The organism is Rheinheimera sp. B2H12 (assembly GCF_059620065.1).
In genome coordinates this window covers 836,430-858,614 of sequence record NZ_CM184363.1, presented here as the reverse complement: position 1 = coordinate 858,614, position 22,185 = coordinate 836,430, and the positions used below count along the sequence as shown (strand labels likewise).

Sequence of the window (22,185 nt, the reverse complement as noted above, 5' to 3'; positions counted from 1 at the left end):
TGACACAGAGTTCGGTTGCGCACAGACAATGCGCAGCACTCTTGCTAATCTGCCAATCACACTGAATGGCTTAGTGACGACTCTGGAGGTTTTTATGACCACTTACCGGCATCATGTATCAGGTTTTTTTCCCAACCGGGCCCCGGCGGACGCCACCATGAATGTGTTATTGGACCGGGGTTTTAGTGCAGCACAATTACAAATATTCAGCGGTGACGCCGATGCTCCGCCAGCACCTGAACCACTGAAACAGAGTAATACCGTGCTCAAAGATATGTTGGTTGACAGCTCGATCGGTGCCGTTATCGGAACTGGCCTCGGTGGTCTGACGACCGTCGCATTAGTGGCAGCCAATGTCAGCGTGTTTGTCGCCAGCCCGTTACTGGCACCTCTAATGCTGTTCGGCTGGGGCGCCAGCCTGGGCGCTTTGACCGGCGCTGTGGTTGGTGCATCTGAAGCAAGTGGTGAGCCACAGGGGCGCTTTGCTGAACTGATCATGACAGCTATTCAACAAGGCGATGTGGTATTAGTGGTAGAAACCAACAGCGAAGCACAAACAGCGATCGCCCGCGAAGTAATTGCAGCATCGGTCGGCCAGTTTAAAGATCTGAATATGCTTGAAGCTATCCACACTGAAGTTCCTTTGGCAGGAAACCGCAGCCCGCTTTAGTTGACCAGCGCTTAGCGCAGAATGTCTACCGCCTTTGCCCCCCTGCGCAGCTAAAACCTGTGGTGGCGTCCTGTGCACTGCAAAGCCAACTGCCCCGGCCATAGCGCAAAAAAATACCAGTGTTATTCCGTCGCCACATTTAATGCAGCAAGCCACCTTCTGACCAGACGCTGCCTATTTACCCTGCAGCTTAACAGCAGGCAAGGCTGCCAACCCGGATAGCGAATATTTTACCGGCAGAATAGTTGACTGAATTACTCTGACTTTGCTACATTCGCGCCATCCCAAAGGGGAGTAGCTCCACGCCGGCTTATCGTCATGCCGAAACCAATAGGTTTCCGGTAACCGGGTCAGATCATCTGATGAGCAAGACCTTTGCCATGCTGGCAAAGATCCCCCTCTAAACAGGACATCCGGCCAGTGTGGGTCGGACCGTGCTGGTCACAACCAGCCCTGCTACCCTGTTTGGAGTGTATTCATGGAAACAATTGCCAACCCCTGGCTCTGGACTGTTTTTTTCAGTCTGGTGCTATTCATGCTCGCAATCGACTTATTTGTCGTCGGTGGCGGTAAACAACATAAAGTCTCAGTCAAAGAAGCGGCCATCTGGTCGGTCATTTGGGTGTCTGTCTCCATGCTGTTTGCGGCAGGTTTATGGTGGTACCTGCGCGATACTGCCGGCGCGGAAGTTGCCAATGCCAAGACGCTGGAATTTGTGACCGGTTATCTGATTGAAAAATCTCTGGCTATCGATAATGTCTTTGTCTGGCTGATGATCTTCAGTGTATTTGCGATTCCGCCTGAATTGCAAAAGCGCGTGCTGGTGTTAGGCGTGCTCGGTGCTATTATCTTGCGAACTATCATGATTTTTGCCGGCGTCTGGCTAATCACACAGTTCCACTGGTTACTGTATGTATTTGGTGCTTTCCTGTTATTCACCGGTATCAAAATGTGGTGGGCTGCCGACAAAGAGCCTGATTTGGCCAACAATCCGCTGGTATTATGGCTGCGGCGACGTTTTAAAGTGACCGAGCAACTGGAAGGTGAGAAATTTTTTGTCAAACGTCAGATCAATGGCCGTTGGGTGCGTTATGCCACGCCGCTGTTTCTGGTGCTGGTACTGGTGGAATTTTCCGATGTGATCTTTGCCGTGGATTCAATTCCGGCGATTTTTGCCATCACCACAGATCCTTTTATCGTGCTGACATCGAATATCTTTGCCATCCTGGGTCTGCGGGCTATGTACTTCTTACTGGCCGACATGGCGGATCGCTTCAGTTTGTTAAAATATGGCCTGGCGTTAGTGCTGATCTTTATCGGTGGCAAAATGCTGCTGATTGATCTTTATAAAATTCCGGTCAGTGTCTCTTTGGCAGTGGTCGCCCTGATCATCGGCTCTTCTGTGGTGCTGTCATTGCGGCGCAGTCGAAATAGCGCGGCTTAGGCAGATATCGAGAGTACAATGTCAGCCAGAATGGCTGACATTGTCATAGCACAACACAGCGCTAAGTAACCCCGGTGACCAGAGCTGGTCACCGGCATCAGTGCCAGTTGCCTGAGTTTATAGCGCAACTGGCTGTTTAAATAGCCAATTCCGGCGCAATTTGCTGCAAAAATGGCTTGGTCAGTAAACTGACTTCGCGGGCAAAGTCACACCAGGTTTTGGTCTGAGTGTTGATATTGACTGCCACCACCAACTGCCATTTGGGATAGATCACCAGCAAGCTTTGGGCGCCATCGGACACCCCGCCGTGATGCACATAACTCACTTCTTGTGGCAGTAGATTGTTGCGGTCGCAGTACAAAAAATTGTGCTGAAAATGCCGCCAGCCCAGCGCATAAAATTCCTCATTGACCTTGCCATCAGCCAATAATTGCGGCGTCCAGAACTGTTGTTGCAAAGACGCCGGAATAAAACTGGCATCAAACCAGGCCGAACCTAAGCTGACCAAATCGACTGAGCTTGCGGCCAGGCCACCAGCGGCCCACTTTTGGCTTAAATTCACTGGCCGGTGCAGCTTTGCCACACCAGCGCTGCTTTCATAAAAACGGACTTGCTGTGGATTCGGCACCTCAGCCGCCGCCAGCGATTTTAAGCCCAAAGGGGTACTCACTTGCTGCTGCAGAACAGTTAAAAATGACTGCTTGGCGGCACTTTGCAACACGGCACTGGCTAAGTTGATATCAAAAGAGCTGTAATGAAAACGCTGCCCGGGCGGCGCTAACAGCGCTGAATCATCAAACAGCGCCAGCGACTGCTCAACATCAGTGAAACTCCCCCATTTTAACCAACTGCGGATAGCGCCAATCCGATCGGTATTGCCATCATAACCAGGAAAGCCCGCAGTATGTGACAGCAGTTGCCGCAAGGTCATCTGCTGCCAGGCCGGATTGGGTAAGTCGGCTTTGTAGTGACCAATCGGCGTATCCAAATCGACCAAACCCGCAGCCACAGCCCTGGCCACGACAGTGGCTGTCACAGCTTTGGAGGTACTGCCAAGACGAAACTGTGAATTGATACTGACAGGCTGCTGCGCCGCCAGATCGGCATAACCGGCGGCACCCGCCCACAGCAACTGACCACGCCAGGCCACAGCAGCCGTCATGCCCGGCCATTGTTGCTGCGCGCGGGAAACTTCCAACTGACGTGCAGCCGCCGTGGCAGCGTCGCTAAAAGTGGCTGCCAACGGCGATGCAAATAACTTACTTGCTAACGGGGCATCCAGCGGCACGGGTTCATCAGGTGACCACAGCACACAGGAACTCAAGCCCAGACATAACATAGATACTTTTAATGGCAATACTTGTTTGATCATCACCAGACTCCTTATTGACTGATTTTTGCTTGTGTTTGGCCACAACCGCGATGGCTAACGGCTGCAGCGCAGAGAAAAAGAACCATCAATCCAGCTTGCAGACGCTACTGTGCTTTCAGGCGGCAGCAGCAGGCCAAGACGCACCAAGCGCCTTGGTCACACGCAACTGAGAATGGAACCAGCAACCGACCGGGACGAAGACGCACTTGCGCGTACTTGCCGAAGGCGGCGGCCAGCGAAACGAGGAGAAAAATTAAGGCGACATTAGCGGGCACCCCGCGCAAGCAGAAAATCCCGCATGGCCGGAGTAGCAGCCTGCTGTAGCGCTGAGCGCCAACGGCTGCCATCCGAAATGGGTGTTTGTACCTGCAGATTTATCAGCGCGCCCCGATCCAGCAGGAGCTCAGCCATCGCCAGATCGCCGCGCATGCTGGCATTAATCAAGGCCGTTTCATCGGCCAGCACTGCAGCATTGACATCAGCGCCGGCATCCAGCAACAGGGTGGCTAAGGACAAATCGCCGTGCTGAACAGCAATAATGAGCGCATTGCCATCGCCACGACTACTCAGGTTCGGATCGGCGCCTGCCGCCAGCAACAATGCCACCATTTGCGGCAACTGCTGCCGCACCGCCACCATCAGTGCCGATCCTTTACCTGGTTGTGCCAGATCCAGCGGTGTCCCGGCAGCCAGCAATTGACGGACATTAAGCTCATCATTGGCGGCAACTGCAGCCAATAACTCTGTCAGTGGCGCTAACTCAGACAGCCGTATTTTGGCATGGCGGGCTGGTAATTCTGCCAACTGCCATTGCTGCGCCAGCCATAAACTCCCCAGCAGCCATAACAACAACGTCAGCAGTACAGCATACCAACGCCAACCCGACTGCGCTGGCGGTTGCAGCACCAATGCAATCCGCTGCGGCAACAACGCTGGCTGCCACCAACGTTGTGCCAGCACAGGCGCAGCTGAGCCTGGCGTGAGTTGCGCGCAATCCAATAAAGTTTGGGCATAATGATGCGGCGCTGGCAAAGTGCGACTGACCAAAGCATCACAACGTAATTCCCGCCAGCGGTTAAGCTCAGCCGCGATTTTATGCCAGGCCGGGCTCCACCAGAGCAAAGTGCCGAGTAATTGCTGCAGCAGATAACTGCGCAGATCTCCTTGTTGCTGATGGCAAACCTCATGCTGTAGCACCAGCGCTAACTGTGCTTCATCCAACCGTTCTAAATAAGGCTGCGGTAACAGGATCAAAGGCCGGCGCCAGCCCAGTAACATTGCGCTGGTGATACTTGGGTGCGATTTGACCGGCAGCGGACAGCAAGGTAATGCTTGCCGGATCGGGCTGGCTTGTTGGCGTAACCGCAGCGTCGCCAGATAACTGCCTAACAGCTGCAATACTTTGCCAGCACTGACCAGCGGCAACAACCACCAGCACCAGGCTGGTGGTGCTAACCAGGCCAATAATTGCGACAGCAAAGGCCAGTGCACTTGCACTATCGTCAACGCTGGCAAAGGTTGCTGCGCTGCCAGCGTTTGGACAGTGCCAGCGGTCAACACTGTCGTCTGAGCGCCAGCAACCACGTGCTGGATGCCATGGCTAAACCAAGGCAACAACTGCGCGTCCAGAGCCCAGGGCTGTAACAGCAAGACCGGCAATAGCAACAACAGTACTGCACAAAACGTCCACAATCTGAGCATCAATGCTGGCGACCACAGTACCGGCTGGCGACTACACCAAACTAACAATGGCACCAACAGCATAGCTAACAGCAAATGCAACCAGATATAAAAGGCTAACCAACTGATATCCATCAACACTGCCTCCTGATGACTGCGTTGTTAGCGGGCTGGCCCGTCAGTGGTGGCTGGATTTTCCGTGGCAGCGTCCTTGCTACCCGCCGCCGCAACCTGCTCAGCTGCGGCATCAATCTGCGCCTGCAACTGCGCCGCCAGTTGCGGTGAAACTGCCTGTTCTTGCAGTAAATGTTGCGCGAGCAGGTCCGGTGAACCGCCAAAAAACTTTTTTAGTAAACTCAGCAACGCCTGACTGCGCGCTTCCTGCTGCACTGTGGTGGCCTGATAAATAAAAGCTTTGCCTTGTTTTTCGGCCTGAACATGGCCTTTATCCAGCAAGATGCGGCAGAGGGTTTGCACCGTAGTGTAAGCTACCGGACTATGCTGGCTCAGCACTGCAGCAATGTCTTTGACTGAACTCGGTCCTTGCTGCCATAACACCTGCATAATTTTTTGCTCGGCAGCGGTGAGTTCGCCGGATTGGCTTCTGGCCATGGCCACCTCCTACTAATGAATTAGTTTTAAGATAACCATGCTGCGAAAGGTTTGCAACTAATTCTTTAGTTTTAAAGTGAACTGTGCGGTTTTTTTGCTGTGATCATAGTTTCGATGTTCAGGAATTATCGGCACAAGTGATCGCTGTTGACATAAAGCTAAGCCCCCTGCCGCTGGATCTGCTGCAGTAATTGAATAAACTGCTCCACCTGCTGCTCGTTCTGTGCATCAATAAAATACTTCTGGTGAAAACCAAGTGTCAGCGTCACACCTGCGGCGAAAAAATATAAGTCGTAACCATCAAAGCCAGTCGCGACTTGCAGCCCATCCAGCATAAAACCGGCGCCAACCGGGGTGGTCACCGGCTGGCCCAGTTGTTCAGTTAAACTAAATACCCTGAGCAGCATTTTGGCATCAATTAAGTTTTGCATCAGATTTCACCTTTGATCCACTGTGGTTAGTTACCTCAAACAGAGGCAGCAGCATAACAAAGATTCAACAGACGGTATTCAGCACCGCAGCAGGCACAATTGCTCTATTACGCAGCCAGCGTCATCCTTTGCATACAACTAGCAATGCCACAGACTATGGCACTACTTTGTTCATCACTCCCAGCGGCGTCTAGCCAGTTGCCGCACCTGTCGCAACCAGCCTTCGCGTTTGGCAGCATCAGCACTGATCACTGGACCAAAATAATGGCTGGCCAGATTTTTAATACCGACAAAATCCAGAATAGTGCGGGTTAACTGATAATACAGAGGCTGCCGCTGCCACCACTTATACCAGAATACCGGTGTATCCAGTGTCAGCAATAACTCGGCGGTGCGACCCCGTAACAACTTTTCCGGCACTGTCTGACCCTGGTGATACTTAAAAGCAAAACCTGACAACAACACCCTGTCGAATAATCCTTTTAACTTAGCTGGCATACCGCCCCACCACACCGGGCAAATCAATACCAAATGGTCGGCCCATAACAATAACTGTTGCACCCGCACTAAATCGGCTTCCAACACTTGCGGTCGGTCATAACCCTCGTTCAAATCAAGCTGAAACTGTAAATTGGCCATATGGAGCAATTCCACCTCCGCCTTTTCGCCGACAGCCTCGACATAACTTTGGGCAATGGCATGACAAAAACTGGTTGATTTTGGATTGGCATTCAGCACTAAAATTTTCTTCACCGGCAAACTCCTTTGGTTGGGAGTTGCCATGCTAAACCCTGACCCTAAGGTCAGAGTCAAGCCTTATTGTGAGCACGTTAGTCAGCGCTTTGCTGCACATGCACCAACGCATCACCGCACCCAGCAACAGCAGTTTGCTCTGCTGCCACACAGTCGGCTATCAGTTGCTGATAATAAGCAATCCGCTGTAATTCTGCCTGTTGCTGGTTAATCTGCTGTGCTAACGCCTGATATTTTTTCGCCAGCAACTGATGCAGCGCTGGCCAGTCCAATTGGTTGTTGGGCCTTCGCAATTGTTGCAGTTCGCTCAGTTGCACTCCCAGGCTCTGGGCCTGTTTAATTAACTGCACAAATTCAATATGGGACTGATCATAAATCCGGTATTGACCCTGCCGCCGCACTTGCAGCAACTGCATCGCTTCATACAACCGAATGGCTCTTGGCGTACTGCCTGTGGCAGCTGCTAATGCTCCGATATACAAGGCTAATCTCCTGTGACAAGCAACTGCGCTGCTTTTAACCGCACTAAAAGGGGGTATCAGCGGAAAAATATCAATTGCGAACCAGGCCAGCTTGTATCATTTTCCACCGCCGTGCTAGTTTTGATTTTTTGCTGATACGCCAAAAGGTTCTGTTTATGTTCAAACTCTGTTCGCTGGCATTGGTTTGCTCACTCGCCCTGACACCATCATCAGCGATGGCCGCTGGCACTGGTTTATTGCGCCAACCCGATATTTCTGCCAGCCAACTGGTGTTTGTCTATGGCGGCGACTTGTGGTTGACCGATCGCCAAGGCCAGCATCCCAGACAACTCACTTCTCATCCAGCAGCAGAGTTTGCGCCCAAATTTTCGCCAGATGGCAAATGGATAGCATTTTCAGCCAGTTACGACAATAACACTGATGTCTATCTGCGACCAGTGGCTGGTGGTCAGGCCAAGCGACTGACCTGGCATCCGGGGGCCGATATCGTCAATGGCTGGAGTCCGGATGGCAGCAAAATTCTATTTGCCTCCAATCGGGAAGTGGCCAACAGCCGCAGTAATCAGTTGTATGAAGTAGCAGTGACCGGCGGTTATGAGCAAAAAGTGATGGCAGCAGTGGCCGTGGAAGGTCGCTGGTCGACCGATGGCAGTAAACTGGCATACCGGCCCAATAACGCCGCTTACAGCGGTCCGAGTGGCTGGCGCTTGCATCGCGGTGGCAGCACACCACCGATTTGGATCATTGATCTGAACAAGCAGCAACTGGAAAAAGTACCGCATCCGAATGCCAATGACAGCAATCCGTTCTGGTTAAATCACGAGTTGTATTTCTTGTCTGATCGTGACAATAAAGCGGTCAATCTCTACAAATACCAGCAGCAGCAAGTCAGCCAGCTCACCCGCAATACCGACTGGGATCTGCGCAGCGCTGCTGGTTTTGGTGACACTGTGGTGTATGAAGCCGGTGGCTTTTTATATCAGTTGAATGTAACAACCGGCAGCAGTAGCGCAATTGTGGTGCAAATCGACACCATGTCGGCGCAGCGCCGGCCGCAGTGGAAGGATGTCAGCAAAACCATCACGTCGGCCCAGTTGTCGGCGACAGGACTGCGCGCGCTTATTTCAGCCCGTGGTGAAATTTTTACCCTGCCCCTCAAAGACGGTAGTATCCGCAACCTGACCCAAACCAGTGGCGTGCGCGAATTTGATGCGCTGTGGCGGCCGGATGGGCAACAACTGGCTTATCTGTCTGATCAGGGCGGCCAGCATCAATTGGTGCTGAGTACGCAGGATGGCCAGGGCAAAACCAGTACTATTGCTTTGGGGAAAACTGGCTATTTTAATTTACTGGCCTGGTCACCAGATGGTAAGCACCTGATTTATCAAGATAATCACTTAACTCTTTATAAACTAGAGCTCAGCAGCAAACAATCAAAGGTGATCGCCAGCTCCAAGCGACGGGGGCCATTCCAGCTGTCATTTTCCCATGACAGCCGCTATCTGGCTTACACCCTGATTGAAGCCAATTATTTCTCGCAGCTTTACTTGTTTGATCTGGCCAAAGCCAGCAGCCGCCGGCTGACTGATGGTTTAAGTCATGCCGCTAATCCGGCATTTGGCGCAGAGCATTTGTATTTCACCGCCTCGGTCAATACCGGGCCGTCGCAGGTCGGGTTGGATCTCTCCACTCAGGAACGGCCGTTACGCCAGGGCATTTATGCCGCAGTGCTGGCTGCAGACGGCAGTTCCCCGCTGGCAGTCGGCAGCGGGGATGAACCGGTGGCAGCTATCACCACAGCGCCGCAAATCGCAGCGAAAACCAGCCAAACCCGAATTGATCTGGCGGGGATAGCACAACGCATTGTGCCGCTGCCACTGGCAGAAAAAAATTATGGTCAGCTTAAAGTTGCCGCTGATGGCGCACTCTGGTTGCTGGAATATAGTCAGCCCGGTGCCAGCAATGAAGGGCCAACGGCCGATCAACGCAACACTGCCACATTACATCGATTTGATTTTAAAGAGAAAAAACTAAACACCATCCAACAGGGACTGGCGGATTATCAGTTCAGCGCCGATGGCAAACAACTGCTGACATTCAAGGTTCCAGGCAGCTTACAGCAGGGTTCAGCCAGCGCCAAAGCCGATTTAACAGCGCTGGATCTGTCTGGTCTGCAGGCCTATATCAATCCGGCAGAAGAATGGCAGCAAATCTTTGATGACACCTGGCGGATGCAGCGGGATTATTTTTATGATGCCAAACTGCATGGCATCAACTGGCAGGCGATGTATAACAAATATCAACCGCTGCTGTCATTTGTGCAGCGGCGGGAAGATTTAAACGAGCTGTTGCTTGAGATGATTGCCGAATTACAGGTTGGTCATAACCGCATCGGTGGTGGCGATATCCATCAGGAAACGCCAACTAAAGTCGGTCTGCTCGGCGCAGATTTTGTCATCCGTGATGGGCATTATCAGTTAAAAACGGTTTATCAGGGCGATCGCTGGAACCCATTTTTAAAAGCGCCGCTGGCAACACCGGGCCAAAGCGCCAAAGCCGGAGATTTTCTGTTGGCGATCAACGGTGTGGCACTGGATGCGACAACCAATATTTATCAGTTGCTGGACAATACTCAGGGTAAACAAGTGCTGCTAACCCTGGCAGACAAGGCCAATGGTAAAAACCAACGTCAGATCAGGGTCGAACCTGTCGCCAGTGAAACTGAGTTGCGGTTATGGCACTGGGTGGAACAAAACCGGCAACAAGTAGAACAAGCCAGCCAGGGTAAAGTGGCTTATGTTTACCTGCCCAACACCGGCGCTGGTGGTTTTTACTTTTTTAACCGGATGTTTTTCGCCCAGGTAGATAAACAGGCACTGATTATCGACGAGCGTAAAAATGGCGGTGGTCAGGCCGCGAACTACATCACGGATATTCTGTCACGGCCATTTTTAGCTGGCTGGAAAGATCGCGATGGACTGATTTTCAGCACGCCGGGTGGCGCTATTTATGGCCCTAAAACCATGTTAATCGATCAGGACGCCGGTTCAGGTGGTGATTTTCTGCCCTGGGCTTTTCAGCGACTGCAACTGGGCAAAACGATCGGCACCCGCACCTGGGGTGGTTTAATAGGTGTTGCCACCAATCCTCCTTTGATCGATGGCGGTTTCCATACAGTGCCGTTTTTTCGTTTTTATACACCGGATCAACAATGGCGGGTGGAGAATGAAGGCGTGACACCGGATATCGAGCTGGAACTGGATCCACTGGCGGTGAATCAGGGCCGGGATGTGCAACTGGAACGAGCCATCAGCGAAACCTTGCAGCAGTTGCAACAACAACCAGCGCGCTATCCGGTGCCAGCACCGGCGATGCCAACGCAGTTGGGGCAATAGCTGGCGTCATGTACAGGTTAACTAAGTGGTGGAGGATCAATGTACAATAAAATCAAGCTACTGCTGTTAGGTCTGCTCACGCTCAGCGCCTGTCAGACCCAGCCACCAGCCAATGGCTCCGCCGCAGTGACGCCATCACAACAGAGCGAAGCACAATTGTTGCGGCTGGATTACACCAGTAGCATCGACCAGCAAGCCCGGCAATATTTTGTCTATTTACCTAAAGGCTATCAGCAGCGCAGCGCTCAAAAATGGCCTGTCCTGCTATTTTTGCATGGCAATGGCGAGCGTGGTAATGGGCTGGATGAACTTGACTACACTCTGATCCATGGTCCTTTGTATGAAGCCTGGATCCAAAAACGTGATTTGCCATTTATTATCGTGGTGCCGCAATTACAGATGTTTAATATGGCAAGCCTGCCTTATATCGCCAATCGCAGCCGGGCTGATATCCCGCGCCGCCAAAAGCAAGGGGTGCCGGCCAGACCCAGCATGTTTAGTTCCAACGCCGCCATCAGTCCTGCCAGCCCAGTTGCGACTATGACAGAAGTGCCGCCATTATTGCCGGATGGCTGGGAGCGCGCAGAGCAAGATCTGCTGACCATGCTCAGTACGGTCAAACAGCAATTTAACACCGATCCGCAGCGCTATTATCTGACTGGCATCAGTTATGGCGGTTTTGGCAGTTGGTATCTGGCCAGCCGTCAGCCTGAGTTATTCGCGGCAGTGGCACCTGTGGTAGGCTGGGGCCACCCGGATCTGATGGCACCAATAGCCCGTGCCCGGATACCGCTGTGGGTACATGCGGCGGGTCGCGATTCGGCCATCAATAAAAACTACTTTTACCCTGGCATCGACACCTTGCGCCAACTCGGCCATCACAATGTCCGTTTTAGCATGCTGGAGCAAGCTGAACACGATGCCTGGCGCCAGGTGTATGCTGGCTGGGATCTGTATCAGTGGCTGCTGCAACAGCACAACAGCGCCGATTGAGCGATAACAGCAGCCGACATGCAGTTATTCATACGGATCTAATTGTGTCACAGTGCAATAATTTCCCGCAATGACTGGTGCCGTATAGATGGTTGCGCCTTTTTTGCCAGCAGCCCACATGGCTAACGCCACCGCTGTCATTGCTTTGTTTTCTTCTTTGATCAAGAGCCAGCCATAAGGCGTGCCACGGCAATGATTGGGGATGCCGCTATCTAGCATAATCATCAATCCGGCGGCGGTCGACGTCATATTGATGATATTGCCGCTTTGATGATCTTCTGCCGCCTGTAACGGCGTCTGCCACAGCAGGCTAACTGCTGCGGCTATCGATACATATTTCATGGTGCTTCCTGTTGCTTTATTTAACAAAAAAAACAATTATACAATTAATTTTAACCTTTATCGTCATCAGGCTGCAACAGGACGACTAAAGCGCGGTCAGCCCGGCAAAATTATCAAATCAGTGGTTTATTGTCATAAATTTGCCATCAATTGTTTTTAGGCTAAGAAACCAACAGCAGCCACTTAATTTTGGAGTACAGATGCTACCGCATAAAAAACAGCTACTACGCCGCAACGCCTGGTATCGCCAGCAGTTACAAGCGCAACAGAACAACAGCAACACCCAGCAGAGCGCTGGTGTACAGCAAAAAACTTTAGCAGACGCCGCCAACAATCCGGCCACCTCAGGCAAACACTGAACCAGCCCCGCAGATTTCAGCACCACAGCCTCACTTTCCCTGAATCAATCATTGATGCAGAAAAAATATTTGTTATCATATCCGGCCGCAACTTCTGACAAATTGCCGGATATAAATTCATAACTACAAAGGCCCCCGCAGGCCACAATCTGCTACAGCCCGAGTGAAATCAGACGACAAGTCCGCTTGTCGTGGTGTAACCAAACCAGTCACCTGGAGTTTTTTGTAAGGAACCCCTGATGGATTCACCCAGTGCGTTAAGTTTAATTCCTCCCGTGGTTGTGATGGCAGTTGCCATCTGGCTGAAACGTCCAATTCTGGCGCTGGTTGTAGGCGCTGTGGTCGGTTTATTGATGCTCAACCCAACGGATTCCCTGACCAGTTTTTCTGAAATCGCGTTAAAAGTGATGCAGGATGAAACCATTGGCTGGTTGATCCTGGTTTGTGGCGGCTTTGGAGCCTTGATTGGCTTGCTGATCCATACCGGCGGTGCGCTGGCTTTTGGTCGCTTTGGCTCGCAATTAGCCACAGGTCCACGTTCTTCCATGTTTATGACCTTTATGCTCGGGATGATCATTTTTATTGATGATTATCTGAACGCTTTATCCGTCGGCGAAGCGATGAAAAGGGTCACTGACAAATACAAAGTGTCGCGGCAGAAACTGGCTTATATTGTCGATTCTACTGCGGCACCGGTTTGTGTCATTATTCCGATTTCGACCTGGGCCGTGTTCTTTGGTGGCTTGCTGGTCGATAACGGTGTTGCTTCGGCGGAAGACAAAGGCATCAGCGTGTATATCAACGCTATTCCTTATATGTTTTACCCCTGGCTGGCGCTGTTGTGCGTGCTGCTGGTTGCCTTGAAGTTGCTGCCAGATTTCGGTCCAATGAAAAAAGCAGAGCTGGCCACCCAGGCCGGTCAGCCCTTTGACTGCGAGCTGGCCCAGGATCAAAAGAAAACCATTGCAGCGCCGCATGCCCAGCACCATGCATCGCAACAAATGCCGCATCACACCAGTGATGAATATGCGATGCATTCGATTGAAGAAGAATTTGAACAAGGCAATAAACAAGGCCAACTGCACAACTTTGTGGTGCCCATGCTGGCACTGATTGGCTTTACCATTTACTTTGATATCGATGTGTTAAAAGGCGTGATTGCCACCCTGGTCTGCACCATTTTGTATTATTCAGCCCAGCGGCTGATGAGCATCACCGACATGATGGAAGTGATGATGAATGGCTTTAAAACCATGCTACCAGCCATCAGCACTGTGGTCGCCGCCTTTATCTTTAAAGACGTCTGCGACAAGCTACTGTTGCCACAGTTTGTGATTGAAAACCTGACCCCTTACATGACAGCCCAAATGTTACCGGCGCTGGTCTTCCTGTCGATGGCCATCCTCTCTTTTGCCACGGGTTCATCCTGGGGCATTTTTGCGGTGTCTATCCCTATTGTCATGCCACTGGCACAGTCGGTGAATGCTGATATTCCGTTGGTGATAGGTGCCTTGTTATCGGCGGCCTCTTTTGGGTCGCAGGCTTGTTTTTACAGTGACTCGACCGTGCTGGCGGCACAAGGCTCAGGTTGTGATCTGATTTCACATGCGGTCACACAGCTACCATATTGCCTGATTGCGGCAGCATTGGCTTTTGGCGGCTTTATTTATCTGGCGATGTAACACGCAGTCCAACACAGAACCCGGCCGCTGCGCCGGGTTTTTTATTGGCAGGAATAGACGTTACTGCCTGTCTGTCACACCAGCAAAGCTGCATGGCAATAACAACGTGCTGCACTTTAGCAGATAAGCACATCACAAAAGCCAAAGTCGCCGATTGCGTCACTGCCGATAAATTGGCATCATAGCCGCCGACCGCAGTCTGCGGTGCCTTCAAAAGGAAATTTCAAATGGCCGCATTGTTCAGCCCGCAATCTTATCGCCGTAGTTCTGCCCGCCAACTGTTGCTGGCAGCCTCATTGTTACTCCTCAGCGCCTGTAGCTCTGTCCCTAGCGACTGGAGCGGTATGAGTACCGATGAAATCAGTCAATGGCAACAGGTTGGCTTTAATGCCAAAACGGCCCAAAGCTGGCGCAGCGAAGGTTTTGATCCGGCCGCTGCCCACAGCTGGACTCAGGCCAATTTTGAATTGGATGATGCGTTAGAATGGCATCAGCAAAAGTTCCAGGCGACTGAAGCTCAGGCTTGGATCAAAGGTGGTTTTGATTTGGATGAAGCCATTGAAAATCGCGCTAAAGGTCTGACCCCGATCGGCTTGTAATCAACACGACAGTCTGCAGTTCAACAGCACAGTCTTAAGACTGTGCTGGCATAATCCGGATCAGTTCGACATCAATTTCAGGCGATTCCAGAAAATCTTTTTCGACTTCACCATGAATTTCAATCAAATCCTGTTCATCGAACTCTGCCGCCGGGAAATCTTCCGGCTCAATTTCAACCCTGATTTTGTGTTGACCATCGGAAAACCAGTATTTTTCATGACTGAGTTTTTCTACCAGATAACCCCTCAGCTGCACGCCCTGATTATCGACCGGTTCGGCCAGCACTGCGGCAATATCCCGCTGTAATGGCGCCTGTGGCCCTTTATAACCGGCCATGGCACCGGTACTGACCAGCAATAACACTGTGGTTGCAAACATCCGCTTCATCCTTTGACCTCACTACTTATCGCCACGAACTGGCACTGCCGCTGGCCGGCAGTGCCAACTGGCTTAAAAATGATAAACCGCCGATAACACCGGGCCATGACTGCGCAGCAGACTATCTTGCTGATAACGATAACCCGCCCGCACCGACCACTGCGGATATAGTTGCATCGTCAGCTGAGCTGCAACGCTAAAGCCCAATTCTGACTGTTGCTGCTTGCTGGCCGCCAGCACCACATCTTCTGCATCTTCATTGTCCAGACTATGGCTGGCACGGATATCATAACGACTGTACAACAGACCGGCACTGAGCGAATAATTTAGCGTTGAACTCAACGGCTGCTGCCAGACTGCTGCCAGGTTCAGATGACGACCGTCCAGTTCAGCCTCCCATTCTTCATCCTGTTGGGCGGATAGCCGGTTTTCCACGCTGTCGCCACCCTCTTGTTGCCAGCCACTGACTTCCAGTGCCCAGGCCGGGGTTAATTGATACCCCAGCAACAAGGCTGCACTACCGCGACTGCCCTGCTGATTTAAATCCAGGGTCCGGCCACCGATTTGAATGCCGGCATCTGAGCGCTGCAGGCTTGGACTCAAATGTTGATAACTCAGCCCCAGATAAGGATTAGCCAACAGGGCCGGACTACCAACCAGTAACAGACCAAGTGCGATTTTTTTCATGATGATTTCCCTGCAAAAGTGCTGCTGTTGACGCTGATGCCAGCTCAGCAGTGTTGAAAACTGCCGGCATTGCAACAGCTGCCGCGTGAAGTGTTCGTGAAGTTTGACGCTAAAAAACATATTTTTTTGCAGGGCTGGTATCAGGCAGTTCAGATGCATAGACTAGGCGGCAACTTAATTTGTCAGTGGGTTCAGCATGAAGGTTCTGCTCGTCGAAGACAATCAGCAAGTGATGGAAACTTTAACAGATTATCTGGAAATGTCAGGGATTATCGTCGATTGCGCATATAACGGCTTATCCGCCCTGAGCATTCTCAGCCAGCATCAGTTTGATGTGATTGTGATGGATATCATGATGCCAAAACTGGATGGCATCAGTGCCGTGGGCCAAATCCGCCAGCAATTATTATGTCAGACGCCGATTTTATTCCTCACCGCCAAAGACAATCTGCCGGATAAAGAAGCCGCTTTTGCCGCCGGTGGTGATGACTATCTGGTGAAACCTTTTGCGCTGAAAGAATTGCTGCTGAGGTTAGAAGCGCTGAGTAAACGCGGGCAACGGCAGGATTTAAGCCGGCTGAGTTTGGGCCAGTTACAACTGGATGCCCAGAGTCTGCTGGCCACCAAAGCGGGCCGGCCGCTGAAACTCAGCCGGATCCAATTACAAATACTTAAACTGTTATTACAAAAAGCGCCGGCCATGGTGAAAAAAACCGATTTGATTGAGCAGATCTGGGGCGACGAAGAACCCGCCAGCGATGCACTGCGCAGCCATATTTATGCGCTGCGTCAGGCACTGGCGCAGGATGACAGCCCACCGCGACTGGAGACTTTGCATGGCCAGGGCTACAAACTTGTTGGCTAACCGCAGTTTTTTCCGCCAGCTCACCCTGACGTTCACGAGTCTGAGCCTGTTGTTTATCCTGCTGTTCTGGGGCGTGATCCTGGTGGCAGAAGACCAGATGGAAGTGATTAGTCTGCACCACTGGCTGGATGCAGAAGCCCGGATGTTTGAGCGGGACTATCAGTTTAATGGCGAGGCAGCAGATTTACCGAACCACTATGAATTTGACAGTTACTGGAGTGAAGCAGAGCTGCCGGCCTGGTTGCAACCTTATCAAACGCCGGGTTTTTACGAGCATCATCTCGGACCCGAAGATAAACACTTTCTGGTACGGCCACATCCGTCAGGTCAGGGTTTGTTTTATGTGGTGTTTAAAGACAACGCCGACGATTATCTGGACGAATATGAATCCAGACTACATCTGGTGACGCTGGCGCTGGGCTTTAGCATCGCCTTGCTGGCGCTGCTATCCGGCTTATGGATGGTGCGGCGGATGGCGGAACCACTACGTAATGTGGTGAGTAAAATCAACCAGATGTCGCCCGATCAACCCAGGCTCGCGGTCGAAGCCAAATTTGCCGAACTACGCACCATAGAACAGGCACTGTCGGATAGCCAGCGTCATATTGCCGCCTTTTTTCAGCGTGAACAGGAGTTTAGTCGTTTTGCCGCCCATGAAATCCGCACGCCTTTGATGGTCCTGCAAGGTTCAGCTGAATTGCTGGAGAAAATGCTGCCAACGGATGCCCGCAGTCAGAAAGCGTTACGCCGGATTGAACGCGCTTGTCAGGATATTGCTTTGTTAACCGACACTTTTTTGCTGTTAGGCCGTGAGCATATCGAAGCGCAACATTTTAAACAGCTGTCGCTGCAACAAGTGCTGACCCAGCAATTGCCGATTGCCAGCAATGCAGTGACAGCCCACAGTTGCCACTGGCAACTGCAACTGCAGCAGGATCTGTCGCTCTGCGCACCGGAAAGTTTCCTGCTGGTGGTGCTGCATAACCTGCTGAAAAACGCTTTTTTATACGGCGAAGGTGAAATCAGTATCAGGTTGCAACAACGGACCCTGACCATCACCAATGCCTGTCAGCCGCAGCAGGACAGTAAAGGTTATGGCTATGGTCTGGTCATCGTTGAACGGATCTGCAGTCGCCTGCAGTGGCAACTGAGCCTGCAACAACAACCAGAGCGGTTTAGCGCCAGTCTGACGTTTCCAGCCACCAGCACAGAGCGACAGCCAGTTAATCCAGTTTTTTCTTAAAGCGTAATGTCGCCAGCAATAAGCCAATGCAGGTAAACAAGAGTAATGCCAGCACATCTGGCCATAACTCCAGCCAGTGGGTATTGCGCAGCACCACGGCCCTGATCATCCGCACATAATGAGTGGCGGGTAATATTTCCGCCAGCCACTGGGCTATTGTTGGCATCGCCGCATATGGAAACATAAAACCTGACAGTAAAATGGATGGTAACAACACAAATACCGTCATTTGCATGGCCTGCAACTGTGTTTGTGCTTTGGTTGAAATCAGCAGCCCCAGCGTCAGACTGGCCAGAATAAACAGCAGGGTTACCAGCCACAACGACAACCAGTCCTGCGGCAGCGGCACCTGGAACAACAGATGTCCCAGCCCCAGGATCAACGCCGTTTGCAGCACACCAATCAATAGATACGGCAGAATTTTTCCCAGCATCAGTTCCAGTGGTCGGATTGGCGTGTTGATCAGAAACTCCATATTGCCCTGCTCCCGCTCCCGAACAATAGCTGCTGAGGTGAACAGGATCATCGTCATCGTCAGAATCACCGCAATCAGACCTGGCACAATATTCACGGCAGTGCGACGCTCCGGGTTAAAATAATGCACCACAGCTGCAGTGCTGAGCGGCGGCCCAGCCTGCAACATCGCCGTCTGCCCGAGCGGCAGCTGTTTCAGACCATGGATCACCGCCGATAACATCGGATCGCTGGCATCGCTGAGCCACTGCACCAGCTCTCGATCCGCCAGCCCCAGCCGCCAGTCTGACAGCCGGCGCTCCACATCGGCCGGGATCACCAGCACTGCACTGACGTCCCCTGCCGTCAGGCCCGCCTCGGCCTCACTGATATGCGGATACTGCCGGACAAACTGTACCGCCTGACTGGCCTGTAACTCATGGACCAGTTGCCGGGCTGCCGCTCCCCCTTGCAAATCAACCAGACCCGCTGGCACCTGGCGTACATCAGTATTGATGGCATACCCAAACAGCAGCAACTGAATAAATGGGATCATCACGATCATGGCGAAGGTAATCCGATCCCTGGATAACTGGCGTAACTCTTTACTAATCACCGCCTGCATTCTACTGAGACTGAGCATAAGCCCTCCCGGTATGTGCCACAAACACATCTTCCAACGAAGGACGTACCACTTCGGCGCTGATCTCGGCCGGTAACCGGCCCGTCAGCCAGCTCAGTTCCGGCAAGGCAAGCCGCAATAACAGCCGCAGACTCTGACCTATCTGCGCGACCGACAGCACTTCAGGCCACTGCTCCAGTTCGGTTTTCAGTGGCCGCAGCCCGCTGCCGCGTAATTCAATCACCCGACCATGCAGTTGCTGCATCAGCGTCGTCGGCGCGCCAGCAATGCGTTTTTGTCCCAGTTCCAGGATCGCCAACTGATGGCAGCGTTCGGCTTCATCCATGTAATGTGTCGACACCAGAATGGTGGTGCCCTGTTCACTTAAATCAAATAACCGTTCCCAGAAATCCCGTCGGTTTTCCGGATCAACCGCCGAGGTGGGTTCATCCAGGAATAACAATTTCGGCTGATGTATCGTGGCGGCAGCTAGGGCTAACCGTTGTTTCTGACCACCACTCAGCCGACCTGCCATCACCTGCCGTTTGTCATCCAGATGATACAGCTGCAATAACTCTTGCTGTCGTTGCTGCCGTTGCCGGCGCGGCAGGCCATAAATCTGGCCGACAAACTGCAAATTTTCCTGCACGGTTAAATTGTCGTACAAAGAAAACTTCTGCGTCATGTAGCCTACCTGCGAGCGCAGTTGTTCGGCCTGTTGCGGCAGTTGCAGACCGAGCACCTGCAGACTGCCACTGCTGGGTGTCAGCAGACCGGTCAGCATCCGGATCGAGGTCGATTTCCCGCAGCCATTAGGCCCGAGAAACCCATAGATACAGCCGGTTGGCACTTGTAAATCTAACTGGCTGACCGCCTGATAATCGCCAAATTGTTTGCTCATGCCGTGCACATCAATCGCCAGTGCTGTCATGAGCGGGTTCCGTCAATCTGACCGGTCAGTAGCTGCACCGCAATGCCGGTGGGCAGCTGTGCAGCATCCGTTAACTCAATTTCAGTCAGAAACATCAGCCTGGCTCTTTCACTTTGTTGCAGGCCGTAATAGGGCGTAAAACTGGCGGTCGGCGCGATATACCGGATCCGGCCGCTCAGCGGCTCAGGCCGTCCTTCGACGAGCACCTGAACAGCCGCCCCCAGCTGAAACTGGATCAGATACGCTTGTGGCAGATAGACTCTGGCAAAAGGCGCACTGTCAGCAGCGATAATGGCCAGACTGGCACCCTGCATCACCCGCTCACCAGCGTAATAAGGCAGATCTTCCAGCAGCCCGGCCCGACTGGCGGTGATTGACAAATCCTGCAGCTTTTTCTGTTCCTGCGCCAGTAACTGCTGTTGTACTTCCAGCGCAGCTTCGGCCTGCTGCAATACTTCAGCACGACTGCCATGTTGCAGTTGTAATTGCTGTTGCTCGGCTACCGCCAGTGCCGCCAGATTGTTTTTCAGCAGTGCGCTGGCATTATCCAGTTCTGCCTGACTACTGAGGCCACGACCGCGCAACTGTTGCTGACGCTTTAATTGCTGTCTGGCCAACAACACCGCAGCCGTCAGACGCCGGACTTCGGCCTCTGCCCCAGCCAGTTGCTCAGGTCGACTGCCATTGCGCTGTTCAGCCAGCATCGCCTGCCAGCGCCTGACTTCAGCCTGCTGCTGACTGACTTTTAGCTGCTGCGACTGGCTGTCCAGTTGCAACAACAACTGACCAGCCTGCACCGGCTGGCCCTTACTCACCTTGATTGCGCTGATCAATTCAGTGACTGGCGCTCTGAGCACGACCCTTTCCCGCTCCAGTGTGCCCAAAGCCACTGGCTTCAGCTCTGGCTGACAAGCCAGCAGCAGCAAACAGCACAGACTGATGCCAATATTACGCATGTGTGTCATCTCCGACCGGACCTAATCCCTGTTGCAATAACACCTGCTGATGCTGACCAAGCTGCGTCAAAAAAGCTGGCGTCAGCTCAATCTGCAGCAGGTTTTTCACCAGTTCAGGCAATAAAAATGGAAATACCGACAAACTGAGACAGGACAAGACAGCGTTTTGCGCATGAAGACCTGGCCATAACACGCCTGGACGCTGCAACATCTGCTGTAAATTTGCCAGCGTTTGCTGTAAAAAGCGGCCAAATACCCGGCTGACAATTTGATGTTCCGCTGAGGCCGGATCCTGCAAAGAACGAAAAATCAGTTTAGGTAAATCCGGTGCCTGGCCCATTAACTGGTAATACAACTGAATAAAAATAGCGGGGGGCAGTTGCTGTGGATTGTGCAGTTGCTGCTGCAGTAATTGTGATAGCGGAGCAATAGTCTCGATCAGGACGGCCTCGAACAAACCGGCTTTATCACCAAAGTAATACCGAATCATCGCCGCATTGACATCACAAGCCTGGGCGATTTGCCGGGTTGAGACTTTCTGGTAACCCTGTGCCGCAAATAATAATCTGGCCTGATGCAGCAATAATTGCCGGGTATCCGTTTCACCCGTTGGCCTGCCGATTTGATTTGGCATCCGTACCTGCGCTCTAATTCATCAACTGATGAATATCCTAAGCAGTCTGCGCCTGACATACCAGCAGAATAATTATCCAGCAGTGCTGGTTTTGGATAATAAACAGCGACACAGTACCCATTAAAGATACTATTCCATCTTGACTATTCTTGGTTTGATTGATGGGAGCCGCCAGCTATGGCAGGTTTGTATCAAAGCGGCTTGAGACTGCTGCCATAGCTTTGTAGGTTAAATAGGTCCTTTAACGCAGTATGCTTAGCAACACCAGTTGTCCGCGATCTTCCGCTGTTGCGAGCCCCCCACAACAACATGGCAGCTTTTTCGACTCAGCATAAGCTGCTGAAAAACGTTTTTTATACGGCGAAGGTGAAATCAGTATCAGGTTGTCACAATGGACCCTGCCCATCACCTATGCCTGTCAGCCGCAACAGGACAGCAAAGGTTATGCTTGAGTGATTGTCGAACGCATCTGCAGCCGGTTAGATTGGCAGTTTGACCTTTGCAGACACCACAGTCTGAGCCGCAAACTGACGAAAGCTGGCGGCATCCAATCCAGCAGGGGAAGCTTTTATGACATTTTAAATATTATTTTTTGACAAAT

At 52.1% G+C, this 22,185-nt stretch carries 22 protein-coding genes; 9 read left to right on the top strand and 13 right to left on the bottom strand.

Annotation, left to right across the window (positions count from 1 at the left end):
* Positions 1-94 precede the first annotated feature (94 nt).
* Positions 95-670 (top strand): hypothetical protein, encoded by a 576-nt coding sequence (locus AC53GJ_RS03805; protein WP_496731213.1) that lies wholly within the window; start codon positions 95-97, stop codon positions 668-670.
* Between the two features lie 535 nt (positions 671-1,205).
* Entirely contained in the window at positions 1,206-2,114 is a 909-nt protein-coding gene (locus AC53GJ_RS03800; protein ID WP_496731212.1) for a TerC family protein, read from the top strand.
* 136 nt (positions 2,115-2,250) lie between these two features.
* Here the strand turns inward: AC53GJ_RS03800 and AC53GJ_RS03795 are convergent, their stop codons facing one another.
* The 6 genes from AC53GJ_RS03795 to AC53GJ_RS03770 form a co-directional block, all read right to left on the bottom strand.
* Positions 2,251-3,486 (bottom strand): serine hydrolase domain-containing protein, encoded by a 1,236-nt coding sequence (locus tag AC53GJ_RS03795; RefSeq protein ID WP_496731211.1) that lies wholly within the window; start codon positions 3,484-3,486, stop codon positions 2,251-2,253.
* A 264-nt stretch (positions 3,487-3,750) separates the two neighbouring features.
* Positions 3,751-5,301: an ankyrin repeat domain-containing protein gene (locus tag AC53GJ_RS03790; protein ID WP_496732758.1), complete on the bottom strand. Its 1,551-nt coding sequence runs from the start codon at positions 5,299-5,301 to the stop codon at positions 3,751-3,753.
* Positions 5,302-5,328: 27 nt separating this feature from the next.
* Complete coding sequence (locus AC53GJ_RS03785) at positions 5,329-5,778, bottom strand: BlaI/MecI/CopY family transcriptional regulator (RefSeq protein ID WP_496731210.1); 450 nt, start codon at positions 5,776-5,778, stop codon at positions 5,329-5,331.
* A gap of 158 nt (positions 5,779-5,936) precedes the next feature.
* A complete protein-coding gene (locus tag AC53GJ_RS03780) occupies positions 5,937-6,209 on the bottom strand; it encodes a DUF3081 family protein (protein WP_496731209.1) in 273 nt (90 codons plus the stop codon).
* A 174-nt stretch (positions 6,210-6,383) separates the two neighbouring features.
* A complete protein-coding gene (locus tag AC53GJ_RS03775) occupies positions 6,384-6,962 on the bottom strand; it encodes an NAD(P)H-dependent oxidoreductase (RefSeq protein WP_496731208.1) in 579 nt (192 codons plus the stop codon).
* Positions 6,963-7,039: 77 nt separating this feature from the next.
* The gene (locus AC53GJ_RS03770) at positions 7,040-7,444 is read right to left on the bottom strand and encodes a MerR family transcriptional regulator (protein ID WP_496731207.1); all 405 of its coding nucleotides are present in this window, start codon (positions 7,442-7,444) and stop codon (positions 7,040-7,042) included.
* Positions 7,445-7,599: 155 nt separating this feature from the next.
* Here AC53GJ_RS03770 and AC53GJ_RS03765 point away from each other — a divergent pair, with 155 nt between their 5' ends.
* Together AC53GJ_RS03765 and AC53GJ_RS03760 are read left to right on the top strand one after the other, a co-directional pair.
* Positions 7,600-10,839, top strand: coding sequence for a S41 family peptidase (locus AC53GJ_RS03765; RefSeq protein WP_496731206.1), 3,240 nt, complete (start codon positions 7,600-7,602; stop codon positions 10,837-10,839).
* A 39-nt stretch (positions 10,840-10,878) separates the two neighbouring features.
* On the top strand, positions 10,879-11,832 hold the full coding sequence (locus AC53GJ_RS03760; RefSeq protein ID WP_496731205.1) for a carboxylesterase family protein: 954 nt from the start codon (positions 10,879-10,881) through the stop codon (positions 11,830-11,832).
* Positions 11,833-11,856: 24 nt separating this feature from the next.
* Here AC53GJ_RS03760 and AC53GJ_RS03755 read toward each other — a convergent pair whose 3' ends face one another.
* Positions 11,857-12,174 carry a hypothetical protein gene (locus AC53GJ_RS03755; protein WP_496731204.1) on the bottom strand — a complete coding sequence of 106 codons (318 nt, stop codon included), beginning with the start codon at positions 12,172-12,174 and terminating at the stop codon, positions 11,857-11,859.
* A 200-nt stretch (positions 12,175-12,374) separates the two neighbouring features.
* Between AC53GJ_RS03755 and AC53GJ_RS03750 the strand changes: the two genes are divergently transcribed.
* The 3 genes from AC53GJ_RS03750 to AC53GJ_RS03740 all read left to right on the top strand — a co-directional run bounded on the left by AC53GJ_RS03750 (position 12,375) and on the right by AC53GJ_RS03740 (position 14,814).
* Positions 12,375-12,533: a hypothetical protein gene (locus AC53GJ_RS03750; RefSeq protein ID WP_496731203.1), complete on the top strand. Its 159-nt coding sequence runs from the start codon at positions 12,375-12,377 to the stop codon at positions 12,531-12,533.
* A 239-nt stretch (positions 12,534-12,772) separates the two neighbouring features.
* Positions 12,773-14,215: a Na+/H+ antiporter NhaC family protein gene (locus tag AC53GJ_RS03745; protein WP_496731202.1), complete on the top strand. Its 1,443-nt coding sequence runs from the start codon at positions 12,773-12,775 to the stop codon at positions 14,213-14,215.
* Positions 14,216-14,442: 227 nt separating this feature from the next.
* Positions 14,443-14,814 carry a hypothetical protein gene (locus tag AC53GJ_RS03740; protein ID WP_496731201.1) on the top strand — a complete coding sequence of 124 codons (372 nt, stop codon included), beginning with the start codon at positions 14,443-14,445 and terminating at the stop codon, positions 14,812-14,814.
* A gap of 34 nt (positions 14,815-14,848) precedes the next feature.
* Here the strand turns inward: AC53GJ_RS03740 and AC53GJ_RS03735 are convergent, their stop codons facing one another.
* Both AC53GJ_RS03735 and AC53GJ_RS03730 read right to left on the bottom strand, forming a co-directional pair.
* The gene (locus AC53GJ_RS03735; protein WP_496731200.1) at positions 14,849-15,193 is read right to left on the bottom strand and encodes a NirD/YgiW/YdeI family stress tolerance protein; all 345 of its coding nucleotides are present in this window, start codon (positions 15,191-15,193) and stop codon (positions 14,849-14,851) included.
* Positions 15,194-15,265: 72 nt separating this feature from the next.
* Complete coding sequence (locus AC53GJ_RS03730) at positions 15,266-15,880, bottom strand: outer membrane beta-barrel protein (RefSeq protein ID WP_496731199.1); 615 nt, start codon at positions 15,878-15,880, stop codon at positions 15,266-15,268.
* A 196-nt stretch (positions 15,881-16,076) separates the two neighbouring features.
* On the opposite strand from AC53GJ_RS03730, the gene AC53GJ_RS03725 reads away from it, so the two are divergent.
* On the top strand, positions 16,077-16,745 hold the full coding sequence (locus AC53GJ_RS03725; protein WP_496731198.1) for a response regulator transcription factor: 669 nt from the start codon (positions 16,077-16,079) through the stop codon (positions 16,743-16,745).
* On the top strand, positions 16,717-17,988 hold the full coding sequence (locus AC53GJ_RS03720; protein WP_496731197.1) for a sensor histidine kinase: 1,272 nt from the start codon (positions 16,717-16,719) through the stop codon (positions 17,986-17,988). The genes AC53GJ_RS03725 and AC53GJ_RS03720 overlap by 29 nt, the downstream gene beginning before the upstream one ends.
* Here the strand turns inward: AC53GJ_RS03720 and AC53GJ_RS03715 are convergent.
* The 4 genes from AC53GJ_RS03715 to AC53GJ_RS03700 are packed head-to-tail and all read right to left on the bottom strand — an operon-like array spanning position 17,969 to position 21,584.
* Positions 17,969-19,084, bottom strand: a complete 1,116-nt coding sequence (locus tag AC53GJ_RS03715) for an ABC transporter permease (RefSeq protein ID WP_496731196.1) — start codon at positions 19,082-19,084, stop codon at positions 17,969-17,971. The two genes, AC53GJ_RS03720 and AC53GJ_RS03715, sit on opposite strands and share 20 nt — an antisense overlap.
* A complete protein-coding gene (locus AC53GJ_RS03710; protein ID WP_496731195.1) occupies positions 19,068-19,994 on the bottom strand; it encodes an ABC transporter ATP-binding protein in 927 nt (308 codons plus the stop codon). The genes AC53GJ_RS03715 and AC53GJ_RS03710 overlap by 17 nt, the downstream gene beginning before the upstream one ends.
* Positions 19,991-20,950 carry an HlyD family secretion protein gene (locus tag AC53GJ_RS03705; protein ID WP_496731194.1) on the bottom strand — a complete coding sequence of 320 codons (960 nt, stop codon included), beginning with the start codon at positions 20,948-20,950 and terminating at the stop codon, positions 19,991-19,993. The genes AC53GJ_RS03710 and AC53GJ_RS03705 overlap by 4 nt, the downstream gene beginning before the upstream one ends.
* Entirely contained in the window at positions 20,943-21,584 is a 642-nt protein-coding gene (locus tag AC53GJ_RS03700; RefSeq protein ID WP_496731193.1) for a TetR/AcrR family transcriptional regulator, read from the bottom strand. The genes AC53GJ_RS03705 and AC53GJ_RS03700 overlap by 8 nt, the downstream gene beginning before the upstream one ends.
* Positions 21,585-22,185 lie beyond the last annotated feature (601 nt).

Coding starts and splice junctions, on each gene's coding strand:
- AC53GJ_RS03710 (WP_496731195.1), bottom strand. CDS start 19,994: ATGACAGCACTGGCGATTGATGTGCACGGCATGAGCAAACAATTTGGC.
- AC53GJ_RS03740 (WP_496731201.1), top strand. CDS start 14,443: ATGGCCGCATTGTTCAGCCCGCAATCTTATCGCCGTAGTTCTGCCCGC.
- AC53GJ_RS03795 (WP_496731211.1), bottom strand. CDS start 3,486: ATGATCAAACAAGTATTGCCATTAAAAGTATCTATGTTATGTCTGGGC.
- AC53GJ_RS03765 (WP_496731206.1), top strand. CDS start 7,600: ATGTTCAAACTCTGTTCGCTGGCATTGGTTTGCTCACTCGCCCTGACA.
- AC53GJ_RS03750 (WP_496731203.1), top strand. CDS start 12,375: ATGCTACCGCATAAAAAACAGCTACTACGCCGCAACGCCTGGTATCGC.
- AC53GJ_RS03805 (WP_496731213.1), top strand. CDS start 95: ATGACCACTTACCGGCATCATGTATCAGGTTTTTTTCCCAACCGGGCC.
- AC53GJ_RS03745 (WP_496731202.1), top strand. CDS start 12,773: ATGGATTCACCCAGTGCGTTAAGTTTAATTCCTCCCGTGGTTGTGATG.
- AC53GJ_RS03780 (WP_496731209.1), bottom strand. CDS start 6,209: ATGCAAAACTTAATTGATGCCAAAATGCTGCTCAGGGTATTTAGTTTA.
- AC53GJ_RS03755 (WP_496731204.1), bottom strand. CDS start 12,174: ATGAAATATGTATCGATAGCCGCAGCAGTTAGCCTGCTGTGGCAGACG.
- AC53GJ_RS03735 (WP_496731200.1), bottom strand. CDS start 15,193: ATGTTTGCAACCACAGTGTTATTGCTGGTCAGTACCGGTGCCATGGCC.
- AC53GJ_RS03800 (WP_496731212.1), top strand. CDS start 1,206: ATGCTCGCAATCGACTTATTTGTCGTCGGTGGCGGTAAACAACATAAA.
- AC53GJ_RS03790 (WP_496732758.1), bottom strand. CDS start 5,301: ATGGATATCAGTTGGTTAGCCTTTTATATCTGGTTGCATTTGCTGTTA.
- AC53GJ_RS03760 (WP_496731205.1), top strand. CDS start 10,879: ATGTACAATAAAATCAAGCTACTGCTGTTAGGTCTGCTCACGCTCAGC.
- AC53GJ_RS03720 (WP_496731197.1), top strand. CDS start 16,717: ATGGCCAGGGCTACAAACTTGTTGGCTAACCGCAGTTTTTTCCGCCAG.
- AC53GJ_RS03730 (WP_496731199.1), bottom strand. CDS start 15,880: ATGAAAAAAATCGCACTTGGTCTGTTACTGGTTGGTAGTCCGGCCCTG.
- AC53GJ_RS03700 (WP_496731193.1), bottom strand. CDS start 21,584: ATGCCAAATCAAATCGGCAGGCCAACGGGTGAAACGGATACCCGGCAA.
- AC53GJ_RS03785 (WP_496731210.1), bottom strand. CDS start 5,778: ATGGCCAGAAGCCAATCCGGCGAACTCACCGCTGCCGAGCAAAAAATT.
- AC53GJ_RS03705 (WP_496731194.1), bottom strand. CDS start 20,950: ATGCGTAATATTGGCATCAGTCTGTGCTGTTTGCTGCTGCTGGCTTGT.
- AC53GJ_RS03725 (WP_496731198.1), top strand. CDS start 16,077: ATGAAGGTTCTGCTCGTCGAAGACAATCAGCAAGTGATGGAAACTTTA.
- AC53GJ_RS03715 (WP_496731196.1), bottom strand. CDS start 19,084: ATGCTCAGTCTCAGTAGAATGCAGGCGGTGATTAGTAAAGAGTTACGC.